This window comes from Zarconia navalis LEGE 11467, assembly GCF_015207075.1.
GTDB classification, from domain to species: Bacteria; Cyanobacteriota; Cyanobacteriia; order Cyanobacteriales; family Geitlerinemataceae; genus Zarconia; species Zarconia navalis.
Genome location: NZ_JADEXN010000090.1, coordinates 1 through 12,118 on the forward strand (window position 1 = coordinate 1; position 12,118 = coordinate 12,118).

At 51.1% G+C, this 12,118-nt stretch carries 14 protein-coding genes and 1 pseudogene; 10 read left to right on the top strand and 5 right to left on the bottom strand.

What is annotated here, in order from left to right:
- A partial coding sequence (locus IQ235_RS06820) for a SufD family Fe-S cluster assembly protein (protein WP_441373247.1) occupies window positions 1-756 on the bottom strand: 756 nt, incomplete at its 3' end.
- Window positions 757-882: 126 nt separating this feature from the next.
- On the bottom strand, window positions 883-1,248 hold the full coding sequence (locus tag IQ235_RS06825) for a ferredoxin thioredoxin reductase catalytic beta subunit (RefSeq protein WP_264320738.1): 366 nt from the start codon (window positions 1,246-1,248) through the stop codon (window positions 883-885).
- Window positions 1,249-1,400: 152 nt separating this feature from the next.
- Between IQ235_RS06825 and sufR the strand changes: the two genes are divergently transcribed.
- The 4 genes from sufR (at window position 1,401) to IQ235_RS06845 (ending at window position 5,754) form a co-directional block, all read left to right on the top strand.
- Window positions 1,401-2,069: an iron-sulfur cluster biosynthesis transcriptional regulator SufR gene (gene sufR / locus IQ235_RS06830; RefSeq protein ID WP_264320739.1), complete on the top strand. Its 669-nt coding sequence runs from the start codon at window positions 1,401-1,403 to the stop codon at window positions 2,067-2,069.
- Between the two features lie 114 nt (window positions 2,070-2,183).
- The gene (locus tag IQ235_RS06835; RefSeq protein WP_264320740.1) at window positions 2,184-2,582 is read left to right on the top strand and encodes an NDH complex assembly factor CRR9; all 399 of its coding nucleotides are present in this window, start codon (window positions 2,184-2,186) and stop codon (window positions 2,580-2,582) included.
- 123 nt (window positions 2,583-2,705) lie between these two features.
- Entirely contained in the window at window positions 2,706-4,832 is a 2,127-nt protein-coding gene (locus IQ235_RS06840; RefSeq protein ID WP_264320741.1) for a serine/threonine-protein kinase, read from the top strand.
- An 85-nt stretch (window positions 4,833-4,917) separates the two neighbouring features.
- Window positions 4,918-5,754 (top strand): SPFH domain-containing protein, encoded by an 837-nt coding sequence (locus tag IQ235_RS06845; RefSeq protein WP_264320742.1) that lies wholly within the window; start codon window positions 4,918-4,920, stop codon window positions 5,752-5,754.
- Window positions 5,755-6,004: 250 nt separating this feature from the next.
- Here the strand turns inward: IQ235_RS06845 and IQ235_RS06850 are convergent, their stop codons facing one another.
- From IQ235_RS06850 to hmpF, 3 genes are all read right to left on the bottom strand, one after another.
- Window positions 6,005-6,607 carry a DUF192 domain-containing protein gene (locus IQ235_RS06850; protein WP_264320743.1) on the bottom strand — a complete coding sequence of 201 codons (603 nt, stop codon included), beginning with the start codon at window positions 6,605-6,607 and terminating at the stop codon, window positions 6,005-6,007.
- A gap of 78 nt (window positions 6,608-6,685) precedes the next feature.
- Window positions 6,686-7,171, bottom strand: a complete 486-nt coding sequence (locus IQ235_RS06855) for a flavin reductase family protein (protein ID WP_264320744.1) — start codon at window positions 7,169-7,171, stop codon at window positions 6,686-6,688.
- Window positions 7,172-7,236: 65 nt separating this feature from the next.
- A complete protein-coding gene (gene hmpF, locus IQ235_RS06860; RefSeq protein ID WP_264320745.1) occupies window positions 7,237-8,928 on the bottom strand; it encodes a pilus motility taxis protein HmpF in 1,692 nt (563 codons plus the stop codon).
- Window positions 8,929-9,042: 114 nt separating this feature from the next.
- On the opposite strand from hmpF, the gene IQ235_RS06865 reads away from it, so the two are divergent.
- The 6 genes and pseudogenes from IQ235_RS06865 to IQ235_RS06890 all read left to right on the top strand — a co-directional run.
- Window positions 9,043-9,264 (top strand): hypothetical protein, encoded by a 222-nt coding sequence (locus IQ235_RS06865; protein WP_264320746.1) that lies wholly within the window; start codon window positions 9,043-9,045, stop codon window positions 9,262-9,264.
- Between the two features lie 269 nt (window positions 9,265-9,533).
- Window positions 9,534-10,805, top strand: a complete 1,272-nt coding sequence (locus IQ235_RS06870) for a response regulator (RefSeq protein ID WP_264320747.1) — start codon at window positions 9,534-9,536, stop codon at window positions 10,803-10,805.
- Window positions 10,792-10,941: a hypothetical protein gene (locus IQ235_RS06875; RefSeq protein WP_264320748.1), complete on the top strand. Its 150-nt coding sequence runs from the start codon at window positions 10,792-10,794 to the stop codon at window positions 10,939-10,941. The genes IQ235_RS06870 and IQ235_RS06875 overlap by 14 nt, the downstream gene beginning before the upstream one ends.
- Window positions 10,942-11,149: 208 nt before the next feature.
- The gene (locus tag IQ235_RS06880) at window positions 11,150-11,380 is read left to right on the top strand and encodes a hypothetical protein (RefSeq protein ID WP_264320749.1); all 231 of its coding nucleotides are present in this window, start codon (window positions 11,150-11,152) and stop codon (window positions 11,378-11,380) included.
- A 10-nt stretch (window positions 11,381-11,390) separates the two neighbouring features.
- The gene (locus IQ235_RS06885; protein ID WP_264320750.1) at window positions 11,391-11,762 is read left to right on the top strand and encodes a response regulator transcription factor; all 372 of its coding nucleotides are present in this window, start codon (window positions 11,391-11,393) and stop codon (window positions 11,760-11,762) included.
- A 6-nt stretch (window positions 11,763-11,768) separates the two neighbouring features.
- Window positions 11,769-12,118: pseudogene (locus IQ235_RS06890) on the top strand (chemotaxis protein CheW); the annotation flags it as partial.

Consider the following 12,118-nt stretch of genomic DNA (forward strand, 5'->3'; position numbering starts at 1 on the left):
CACCACCGCTGCGTGAAGTTGGTTTGTGTCGAACATCGGCGCGGTGCAACCTTCGAGGTAAGACACGGAACTGCCTTCTTCGGCGACGATTAAAGTCCGCTCGAACTGTCCCGAATCGCCGTTGTTAATCCGGAAATAAGTAGACAATTCCATTGGACATTCCACACCTTTGGGAATGAAGACGAAGGAACCATCGCTAAACACCGCAGCATTAAGCGCGGCGAAATAGTTATCGGCAATGGGGACGACGCTGCCGAGATACTTCTCAATTAAGTCGGGATGCTCTTGTAAGGCCTCGGAAATCGAGCAGAAAATAACCCCGGCTTCGCCAAGTTTTTCCTTAAATGTCGTGGCGATCGAAACGCTATCGAAAATCGCATCCACGGCGACGTTGGAAAGGCGCTTCTGTTCGGATAGGGGAATCCCCAACTTCTCGAAGGTATCGAGCAATTCGGGGTCTACTTCGTCGAGGCTCTTTTTCTTCTCCTGGGTTTTCGGCGCGGAGTAGTAAACGATATCCTGATAGTCGATCGCCGGGTAGCGGACGTGAGGCCAGGTGGGTTCGCTCATGGTCAGCCACTTACGGTAGGCTTTCAGGCGAAATTCGAGCATGAACTCCGGCTCGTTCTTTTTCGCCGAAATCAGGCGCACGACATCTTCGCTCAAGCCGCGCGGAATAGAGTCGGCTTCAATGTTGGTGACGAAGCCGTATTTGTAAGGCTGGTTAACTAGGGTTTTAACCGTTGTCGCACTCATGGTGTTCTCGTGTTGACTCTCAAAGGTCGGGTTCTCTCTCGCGATGATGGGGAGCGATCGAGTATTTAGCGCTGTTTTCTGGCTCGATCGCGCCTCGCACGCGCTAGGCGCGTATATTTTGGGTATTTATACGTACTGATTCGTCGTGCTGCGAATTTGCTCGGCACTGATTTCCTGCTGGTCTCCGGCAAAATCGTTATCCGGGGTCAGAAAAAGCATACAGTGACATTCTTTGCGCTCTCGCATGGGTACGCAAGGACAGTTCCAGAAAGTTGATTTCACTTCGGCTTCTTTGTCTTCATAGTGACGACAAGGACACAGCGGCGCACCTAGCTCCTCTTTATGTTTTGCCAAGCCTTCGATCACCACTGCGGTGATGCTCAAATCCGAGCAAAAGTAAGTATCCGTGCGCTGTGCATAGGTTTCTGAAAAGTGACGCATCGCTTCCAAACTCTTTTTGGAAGCTTGCTCGGTACCATTCTCTACAGTCATAGGGCAGGTTGAAACAAACAGCTTATTAAATATAATGTTAAAACAACCAAAATGTTGTTTAACTATTATTTAGATTACTTTAGCAACCTACAAGTTGTCAAAGTCGAGATTAAATAATTCTTTACGCAAACCTTGCCAAACCGAGCTAGGGAATGAATATCGTCATGGCACTCACTGGGCATCCTTCCACGAAAGAGGACATATTGCAACATTTACTCAAGCGAGGTCACGCGACCGCACAAGCGCTTGCCGAGTCTCTCGAGATCAGTCCGCAAGCGATTCGCCGCCATCTTAAAGACTTAGAATCCGAAGGAGCGATCGTCCATCGCTCGGTACAAGCGGGGATGGGACGACCGCAACACGTGTATCACCTCAGCGAGGTCGGACGAAGTCGCTTTCCCCACCACTACGATGAGTTTGCCGTGTCTTTGCTAGACACCTTAGCTGAAACCGTCGGCCGCGATGGTGTGGGACAAGTCTTGCAAAAACAGTGGGAACGCAAAGCGATCGCCTATCGAGAGCAACTCGGTAGCGGTTCCTTGCGAGAACGGGTGGCAAACTTAGTCGAATTGCGCCGTGCGGAAGGCTACATGGCGGAACTGGTTGAGTTAGAATCGTCACCGGAGGAGCCGGAGAATCGGTTTGTTATCGCTGAATATAATTGTGCGATCTCCAGTGTCGCCGAATCGTTTCCCAGCGTTTGCGGTCATGAGTTGCACATGTTTGCCACCGCACTTCCCGATTGTCAGGTGGAACGAACCCACTGGACGATCGATGGGGACAATCGCTGTGGTTATTTGATTCAAGCGCACCGGGATTAAAGCGATGCCACAGCCAAGATCGAGATGCACGAACGAGTTCCCACGCAGGAGATCGTTTGCCCGCTCCGAAGCTCTACATCCTGTCTGCGCAATTAGCCGCGATCGATCGTTAATATGACAGATTTTACTCAACTTTCCACCAATTTTCTCACCACTGACGAAGCTGCACGAGTGGATGCAGCACTGATGTCGTCTCAGGAAAAATTTGCCACCCGATTGGCCATTTATGCGTTGCGATCGCTCGATCGCATCTCGACAGAAATGGGAAAACCCATCGAGTCGATTTCCCCCCAAGAAATCGGAACCTGGATCGCGAGCGATCGCACCTTACAAGCGCAAATCGAAATCGATGCAAGTTTTGCAAGCTTCTTTACCCACCTGGTTCTGTCGTCCCTCAATCCCCTCAAACAAGCCGCTCGAAGTACCGGAGTCGCGATCGATAATTTGAGCGTTCTCCAAGTAATCACGTGGTTCGAGCAAGAAGCTGCCCGACGAGTCCGGGAAAACCCGTAATCGAAGGGGCGATCGAGGACGAGAAATTGCCAAATGAGTGGCGTTACTACCTATACCGAGGTCGGTAGGTTCGAGCTATAGTAAAAGTGAAATAATAGCCTCGCGCTGGGTGAGTCACGATCCGTGAGTTATTGCCTCAACCCCAAATGTCCCGACCCTTCCAACCAACCCAACCCTAAAGAACGCACCTGTTCCCACTGCGGTTCCGACTTACTTCTGAACGGCCAGTATCGGGCTGTAAAAATGCTCGGCAGTGGTGGCTTTGGGAAAACATTCGAAATTGAAGACAACGGTGCTTTAAAAGTTCTCAAGGTTCTCTACAAAAATCATCCCAAAGCCGTTTCTCTATTCAAACAAGAAGCCAAAGTTCTTTGTCGCCTCAACCATCCAGGGATTCCCAAAGTTCGAGAAAACGGCTACTTCGTATTTTGGCCCAAAGATAGCAAAGAACCCGTGCATTGCCTGGTCATGGAAAAAATTGACGGGCTAAACTTGATGGAATGGCTGCGAATGCGGCGCAACGAACCCATCGATCGAGCGCAAGCGGTTGAATGGCTCAAGCAATTGGTAGAAATCCTAGAACAGGTTCACCAACAGCATTATTTTCATCGAGATATCAAGCCTCACAATATTATGCGCCGTCCTCAGGGACAACTGGCATTAATCGATTTCGGGACGGCGCGGGAAGTCACGGGAACCTATCTCAATAAAGTCGGTGGCGGACAAAACGTCACGGAAATTATCTCCGCCGGCTACACTCCCCCCGAACAAATTAATGGGAAAGCCGTCCCCCAGTCGGATTTCTATGCCCTGGGTCGGACTTTTGTCTATTTGCTCACGGGAAAACGACCCACGGAGTTCCCCGAGCATCCGCGTACGGGGAAATTAATTTGGCGCGATAGTGCTCCCCAAATTCCCGACGGGTTTGCCGATGTCATCGATTATATGATGGCACCATTTCCGGGAAATCGACCCCAACACGCCCAGATGATTTTGAAGTCTCTCGCGGAAGTCGAACCCACGTTGGAGAATTCCTCAAGAACGAAAGGAACGAGCGCGCGCTATACGAGCGGAACGGGTTCGGTGGCAACAGGCAGCCGCCGAACTGATATCTCGGGGTTTCCCGGTGCCCACTCAGGTCTGGGTACCGGGGCTTCGGGATTACGATCGGGGGCTTCGGGAATGCGCTCGCAAAGTTGGATCGAGCAATGGCAAGATCGAGCGCGCGCCCAGTTTAGACATTCTTCGATCGAATCGCTCAAACCCTTGGCGATCGGCAGTTTGCTCGTGGGACTAGTCGCCACTCAAGCTTACGGATACTGGCGATACCGTTCTTTTCCCATGAATCCCATTCGCGTTGTTGCCAATTTACCCAGTAGTTGGTTTTTGCGCAAAACCCTCAAACAGGAAGGGGAAGTCAAATCCGTCGCCGTGAGTCCGAATGGAAATACGTTAGCCAGCGGGAGTTACGGCAGCATTCGACTTTGGAATTCCGACTCGGGAGACGATCCCAAAATCCTCGCCGCTCATAATAACTGGATTGGAGCGCTAGCGATCGATCCCGACAGTCAAATCCTTGCTAGTGGCAGCACCGACCGATCGATCCGGCTGTGGAATTTGGATTCGGGTGTCCGTCGCTTGACCTTAGCCGGACATAACGCAGCGGTCAACGATCTTGCTTTTAGCCGCGATGGTAAAATGCTCGCAAGCGGCAGTGAAGATAAAACAATCCGGCTGTGGAATGTTGCGAGTGGAGTCCGCCTTCTCACGCTTTCGGGTCATACTGAGGCGGTGAATGCCGTGGAGATCGCTCCCGACCGTCGAGTCCTCGTCAGTGCCAGTAGCGATCGAACCATAAAGGTTTGGGATCTCGATCGGGGTATCCTCATCAGAACCCTCACCGGTCACGTCGGCGCGGTTCGGGATATCGCCATTAGTCCAGACGGCAAACTCCTCGCCAGCGCCAGCAGCGACAATACATCGATAGTTTGGAATCTCGAAACCGGCAAACGGCTGCATTCCTTCAACGGTCATCGAAGCTGGGTGAGGGCGGTGGTATTCAGTCCCGACGGTCGATCTGTAGTCAGTGCGGGAGACACCATCGAGATCTGGCGGGCGGACACGGGAGAACACCAGCGCACCTTGCGCGGTGGCGATAGCTGGGTTGAGGATCTTGCCGTTCGTTCCGATGGCACGATCGTGAGTGGCTCTCACGATCGAACGATTAAAATTTGGCGGTTGCCAGACTGAATTACTCTCCGAAAAGGCGATCGCGCGGGAGCCGTACTGAGCGATCTCGATCTTTCCAACTACTTAGGAAAAAAGGAAAAAACCTATGGAATCCATGTTGGCTGCATTCATTTTGTTAGCAACTGGCTATGTTGCTGGTGGGGTCAAAATTATCAATCAAAGCAATCAGGCTTTGGTCGAACGATTAGGAAAATATCAAAAGACTCTCGATCCGGGTATTAATTGGATTGCTCCGATTCTCGATACAATTGTTTGGGAGGATACAGTTCGAGAGCAGTTTTTAGAGGTTGACGAGCAACAAGCCCTCACCCGAGATAACGTGGCTTTGAAAGTAAAAACCGTGGTGTACTGGAAAATCTTGGAACTTCGAGATGCCTATTACACCGTCGATAACGTTCAAGAAGCCATTAAAAACCGCGTGACCACCGCATTGGGTGCGGCGATCGGTCGTCGCGAACTCGATCAAGCGGTATCGTCGCGGGACGAAATTAACAAAGAATTGTTGCGTCATCTAGATGAAGAAACTGAAGGATGGGGGGTAAAAATTACTCGCGTTGACGTTCAGAATCTTCTCCCCTCAGCGACCGTGATCGAGTCGATGGAACAGGAACGAGCCGCAGAAATTGAAAAACGAGCGGAAATTTTGCAAGCTGAAGGTACGGGGGAATATTTGCGAGCAATTTCTCGAGCTTTAGCATCGGAGGATACCCCCCCGACCAGTCAGGAAATGCTGCATTTCTTGCTGACCGATCGCTATGTTGAAGCCGTTCAGAAACTCAGCGAAAGTGAAAACGCGAAGATCGTCTTCATGGATCCCAAAGCTATTAATGAAGCCCTAGAACCCGTGATGGGATCTGACCTATCAGACATGCCGAAAATATCTGGCGGACCCAAAACCAGTCCGAATTTAGGGAAAAACTAGTAGCGCTTACGTTTGACCGAACGATCCCAACTCGAAAGGGGGGAAAGTCCATCGACTAGCATAAGTTGAACGATAAGTAGCGGCGCATTCCCCCACCCAGTTGTAAATTTGGTGGGGGAATGCAGTAAAGCCGTCCGGTCTTGGTGGTTTCCATCGAGGAGAAACGACCAAATTCTGCACGGGCAGTCCTGTTCTTTTCTTGGATATAGTGCTTTACCACGTCGAAGAGAGCATCTTCTCGGGCAAGTCGCTACGGAGATTCTTCGGTATCTAGAAATTCGATGTCGATGCGATCTCCCACCTCCAGTTCCAAGCCAGCGGCACGTCCCCCTCGCAACTCGATAACGCGATCGATGGTGACTGTTTCACCAGGGCTGTAAGACGGACAAGGATCGCTAGTGCAGGGCGGCACGTTAGCCGCGATCGCCATGACTACACCATCCCGCAAAAAAATCATATCCAGCTCCACCGGAACGTTTTTCATCCAGAAGCTCACCGGTTGGGGCGGATCGAAAGAGAACAACATCCCGCGATCGTCGGGCAAAGCCGGTCGGAACATCAATCCCATTGCCTGCTGCATCGACGTGCGAGTCACTTCCAATTGAATGACCTCTCCCGAAATCGTCGCGTTCGCGCCCACTGGTAACATTTGTCCCCTCAGTCCTTCCTTCGTTCCTTCTCCCATTTCCGCGAGGAGGAGTGGCTCTGTTTCTGCCGGTGGTGAGGTCGCCACCGTGGCACTAGAACACCCCATCAACCCCAAATTTAGGCAGACGATCGGGAAAAGACTCAACCCAAGGGAAACCGAGGAAAGAGGAGCGATCGTTTTTATCCAATGACGAAGAGCGAACATAGCGCAATACGAACGGGTGAAAAAGTACAGAAATTAAAGCGTGCGAGAAATGAAAAGAGGAGCAAGCCGAGCTATCCTTCAGCCGCCGTAATTCCAACCCGTACTGGCGAGATCGAGAATCTCGCCATCGCGATGAACCCCCGCAGCTATTACTTCCCCGACGAAAACGGTATGGTCGCCCCGTTCCACCGCTGCCACCACCTGGCACTCTACATAACCGAGAGCCTCTTGAATAATTGGACAGCCGGTTTCGCCCAGATAAAACTCAACCTCCTCAAACTTATTTCCCACCCGATGTTGGGGTTTGAAAAACTGTTGGGCGAGTTGTTTTTGTCCGGCGGCCAGAAAGCTTAGGGCAAACACCCCACTTTCTTGAATCATGGCGTGGGAACCGCTGTCGGACTTCACGCAATTGGTAATTAACGGTGGCTCGAAGGATGCCTGCATCACCCAACTTGCCGTGAAGCCATTCACACCATCACCCTCTTTAGCTTTAACGCCACAGATGTAAAGTGCGTGCGGGATCTTTCGCAGGATCGTCTTTTTCGCGTCTTTATCTAGCAAGGCAAAACATTCCCAATCTACGGTACATAGTTTACCAAGCAATTGACCCTTAACGAGTGGGGCCGCTAAGCCACGGCAGCACTTTGAACTAATCCCGAGATCGACTCTTGAAGTTGAGCGATCGCCTGTTGCTGAGAAGCTCCCATCTCTTGAATTTGAGCCACCCCAGCCGTTGCGGCTTCAATCTTCTCCCGCAGTTCGTTCAGACGATCTTGAACCGGCTGTAACATCTCTTCGTAAAGAGCGATTTTCCCCCAAAGTCGAGCCACACTCGATCGATCTTCGTCCAATTGATTCTCTTGGTTTTTCAGTTCGTTCCGTTGGTTTTCTAAGTCACCCGCACGTTGCTCTAGAGACGATCTCGTCTCGTCGAGACCCTGTCGGAGTTCCTCGAGTTCGGTCTCCACCTGCTGGCGTTTTTGAGAAAGTTCTCCCATCAACGGAGCCATATCTAGCGATGAAGCCGAGCTGTTACTTTCAGGTTCGGTTTGTCCTAACCGCTGCCAGAGAGCCGTTTGGTTTTGATTCATGCTTTTCTGGCGCTCTAAAATATTCTGCAGTTGACCCGACACCGTCTCGAAGAGAAACCTATAGCTTTCCTCGAGATCCTTAAGTTCGTTTTCGAGTTTTTCGCGCTCGGCCCCAAAAGAGTCTTTCATTTTCGCTTCAACTTCGGCGATCTCCTGACGGCTCAAAGCCAGTTCTTCTTCCTGGTCGCTAAAAAACGAAAACGGTTCGGCAAAGTCGGCTCGCAATTTGCGTACCAGGCGCTGCAATTCGTGAGCAGACAAATTCTCCGGGTTCCCCGAATTCCCACTTGACACGTCCGTACTTCCCCCAGAGGAACCAGACAGCGTTCCGAGTTGTTGTATTTGGGTATCGAGCAACCCAGCCATGGTCTGTTTGAGTTCGAGGGTATTTTCCCGAACCCTCAAATCGATGCGTTCCCGTTCTAGAGACGCTTGGGAATCGTGCCACTGCTGCCACTGACTGGCCATTTCCCCAGCGCGGGGATCGATTTGTGCCTGTTGTCGATCGGCGGCTTCTCGCTGTTGCTCTAACTGCTGCCAGTGTTCGTCGAGAAACGACTGTCCGGCCGCCACTCGTTCCGTTGCCTCATTGAGGGGGTCTTGAACCGAGTTGGGATCGATTGCCACCTGAGCCAGATAATTCAACCATTCCTGCAGGCTGCTGGCCTGCTCGGCATCGAGGGTTCCCCCCTGTTGTTGCTCGGCTTGTTGGCTGTTAAGTTGCGCCCAAGCGGCATCGAGTTCTTGCTGCTTGCGCTCCATTTCCTCCCGCAGTTGAACCACTTCTCGATCGCCTGCTTCAATTTCACTGCGTTTGGCTTCGAGTTCCTCAGCCTCTTGATTAATTTGTTCGAGCTGTTCGATTTGAGCCTCCATCTCCATCTGACGGCGGTTTAACTCTTGGCTTTGATAGGTGAGGGATTCTTGCCACTGCTTGATTTCTTCTTCCTGCGTCTTCGTCTTTTCTTGCAGTCGAGAATAACTTTGGAGAATACTAACAATTTGACGACTTGCATCTTTGAGTGACCCCTGAACTTGTTTGTTCGGACTCACCTCCGCAAAGACCAGCGCTCCCCCATTAAAATTTCCCCCGTCATCGATGGGGATGACTTCTTCTCCGGGGACAGCGGTCCAACTATCACCCCGTTGGCAAGCCAAGAGTTTGAGTTCGGCTTTCGAGCCACCAAACACACCGCTTTTTTTTTGGACTTCCGCTAGATACTGCACGCTTATCTTCCTTTTGAGAATTTCTATGTCCGAGCCGCGAACCCGGTCTCACCTTGAAGAGTCAGTCCACTATCAAGCCAAACGAGTTTAGCATCTAGAGTGCTGACCGGTCTGATGGTTCGATCTCGAGCAACGGAGACGATCGCGATACTCGCTCTCCTCGATGCCAGGATCTCTAAGAAGGTTGAAAACCGAGAACCCCCAGCGCGCGATTGCGCCTGCCGACAACGATCGGCCGATGGGCCAGGACTGTTCGAGTCCATCATCAGTAAGTTAGAAGTTCGATCGCTCGTCTTGCCGATCGCCAGTTTGAATCGAGGACAACGAGTTGCTTGAGGTGTCCATTGACGCAACTTTCTAATCATCGGGCGTTGCAAGTATAAACTCGGCAAGATTGAAACCTTCCGGTGGAAGACTCTCTCGATCTTTACCATAATAGCCCTTGTTTGGATTAGTCTGGGACAATGAGAAAGAGTTGAGAAACACTTCAGGGGAAAAGTCGAGAAATCTTGACATTAAGTGGGAAGACTCGATTATGGGTCTGGGAAACCTTACCTCTGGGAAAAGTAGCCACGACATTAGACTAGGGAGAGCGTTTGAGCTGTATGCAGGGAAATTTAAGCGAAATTGATATCCGTAGCATCCTGCAACTGGTCGAACTCGGTCAGCGAACTGGTGAGTTGTTTGTCGAGGCTTATCACGAGACCTCCTCGAATTCTTCGGGTCTTTACGGAATGCCTTACCGAAACCGCGATCTCGACTTGTCGCAAGACTCCTGGTTTGTCTTTTTCGCCAATGGTCAAATCGTCTATGCCGCCCATAGCCGCAATAGTAATCTCTCTCGGCTTCGAGACTACCTTCGTCGCTACGGACTCGACACCGTTCTCGATAATTTGGATATTTCTGCCCTGGCCGCCACGAATGCACCGGAATACGGCTACTTGTGGAGATTGCTCGAAAATCACCAGATCACCCCCGATCAGGGGCGAAGTATTATTCGCAGCATGGTTCGCGAAACTCTATTCGACTTGCTGAGCTTGCATCAGGGTTCTTTTGCCTTCGATATGGGACCGGCTCTAGCGCCTCAGTTGATGACTTTAAGTATCGGTTCCCAGATCCGAGAAACGATCGAGCAAGTTCAAGAATGGAAGCAGCTCCATCCCTTAATTCAGTCGCCGAGTCAATGTCCGACCGTTGCCGAACCCGAATCGTTACGATCGACGCTGCCGCCCAAAACTTTCCAAACCCTGATTCGCTGGGCCGACGGGAAAACATCGATCCGTCAGCTTTCTCGGTATCTAAATCGCGACATCATTCAAGTCGCTAAAGCTATTTACCCTTATATTCAAGAAGGTCTGGTGCAACTCTTTTCCCCTGTTGCTCGCACCCAGTCCCAGCGCTGGGCTGGTGCGGGCTTGCGCCCGGCGACATCTCAAACACCGAGGATCGTCTGTATTGACGACGACCAAGTGATTCGCAAAACCGTCGAGCATATTTTAAAACCCGCCGGCTACGAAATTACCACCATTAGCAGTCCCCTCAAAGCGCTCTCCTTAGTCTTCGGGCTAAAGCCCGATTTGATTTTATGCGATATAGCCATGCCCGAACCTGATGGCTACGAAATTTGTGCCATGCTGCGCAAATCGACTGCCTTTCGGCAAAAACCCATTGTCATGTTAACGGGCAAAGATGGGTTTATCGATCGGGTTAAGGCTCGGATGGTGGGTGCGACGGATTATCTCACCAAACCCTTCGGGGATCGAGAATTGCTAACGGTGATCGAAAAATATGTCGGTTCGGTTTCTCCAGAACAATCCGCTCCAGAAAACGGATTTACCGACGTCCTCCGAGAAGCCCTAGGAGATGACAGCTTTTAGCTCGACTTGCCGTTGGGATGAGTCTGTCGAGCGATCTCCTCTCTACCTCCATTTCCCCAGAAAACAGGGGCAATGGGGATGTACGCCAGCTCGGGTGGTTGAGGGGATTTCCTGGTACAATCGAGAAACGAGTTAAAATTTATCTGTTTTTTTGCACCTAGAAAACTAGAGGAAAGAGATTTTTAGCCCAAGCGTTGGCTCTGGTAAAATCTCAAAACGGCAAGTCGATTGTCTCGGAGTGTTAAGCGCTCCGCCCGCTCGACCCGGAGAGTCTGTCATATCTTCACTCCCTCCAATGTTTTCCTTGAAGTTAAAACTGGCGCGGTCAAAAAAAGCCTCGCAGCGTGGGGCTTTTTTCCCAACCGCTCGAAGCTCACCCAACGGTCGAAGTGACAATTTTAAAAATCGTCCCAACACCGGCAACTGCAAATTTTCCTTTCAGTGACGTGGAACTCAAAATGAAACTTGCCGGTAATTTCTCGAAGTTTTACGCGCTTGGGGTCAAATCCATCAGCAGCGATTGTCCCTGGCAGTACGAAATCGCTTGCGAGTTTGAGTCGCCGCCCGCTCTCTAGGTAAAAAGTTATGAGTAAAGTCTTGGTCATAGAAGACAGTGTCACCCAACGAGAAATGATTGCCAACCTCCTGCGAGGAAGTGGGCTGACCGTCATCGAAGCCAGCGATGGCGTCGAAGCGTTCGAACAAATTCAGAAAGGCTTGCCAGATTTAGTCGTACTCGATATTGTCATGCCGCGAATGAACGGCTACGAAGTTTGCCGCCGAATCAAAGCAGACCCCAAAACCCAAAATGTTCCCGTGGTCATGTGTTCTTCCAAAGGCGAGGAGTTCGATCGCTACTGGGGCATGAAACAAGGTGCTGACGCCTATGTGGCCAAGCCTTTTCAACCGACTGAGCTGGTCGGAACCGTCAAGCAGATGCTTCGAGGACCGGGTTAAGTTTCTATGGTTGGGAATCCTGATTTTCTTACCGGCACCGAATCCGATCGCACCACAGAGTTCCAGGAACTCGAAACCCCTGAGGGTGAGTTGCATTTGCGATTTCATATTCCCTCCGGCAGCGAGTTTGCTCTTCTGGCGACGGGAATCAAAGAAGTGATCGCGCCCACTCCCGATCGAATTACGCCCCTTCCTAACGTTTCGCCTCTATTGTTGGGAACGATCAATCTTCGAGGGCGAGTTGTGTGGGTTGGAGATTAGGGACAGTTTTTGGGAGATAGCACCCCCTTGAACACGGACCGAGCTGAAATTCACGTGATTGCAGTCGAAGACCAAGACATTATACTAGGATTAGC

Bases quoted from the DNA above. Each gene is read 5' to 3' on its own strand.
- IQ235_RS06870 (WP_264320747.1), top strand. From the start codon at position 9,534: ATGCAGGGAAATTTAAGCGAAATTGATATCCGTAGCATCCTGCAACTG.
- IQ235_RS06865 (WP_264320746.1), top strand. From the start codon at position 9,043: ATGGTTCGATCTCGAGCAACGGAGACGATCGCGATACTCGCTCTCCTC.
- IQ235_RS06835 (WP_264320740.1), top strand. From the start codon at position 2,184: ATGACAGATTTTACTCAACTTTCCACCAATTTTCTCACCACTGACGAA.
- IQ235_RS06850 (WP_264320743.1), bottom strand. From the start codon at position 6,607: ATGTTCGCTCTTCGTCATTGGATAAAAACGATCGCTCCTCTTTCCTCG.
- sufR (WP_264320739.1), top strand. From the start codon at position 1,401: ATGAATATCGTCATGGCACTCACTGGGCATCCTTCCACGAAAGAGGAC.
- IQ235_RS06885 (WP_264320750.1), top strand. From the start codon at position 11,391: ATGAGTAAAGTCTTGGTCATAGAAGACAGTGTCACCCAACGAGAAATG.
- IQ235_RS06875 (WP_264320748.1), top strand. From the start codon at position 10,792: ATGACAGCTTTTAGCTCGACTTGCCGTTGGGATGAGTCTGTCGAGCGA.
- IQ235_RS06825 (WP_264320738.1), bottom strand. From the start codon at position 1,248: ATGACTGTAGAGAATGGTACCGAGCAAGCTTCCAAAAAGAGTTTGGAA.
- IQ235_RS06845 (WP_264320742.1), top strand. From the start codon at position 4,918: ATGGAATCCATGTTGGCTGCATTCATTTTGTTAGCAACTGGCTATGTT.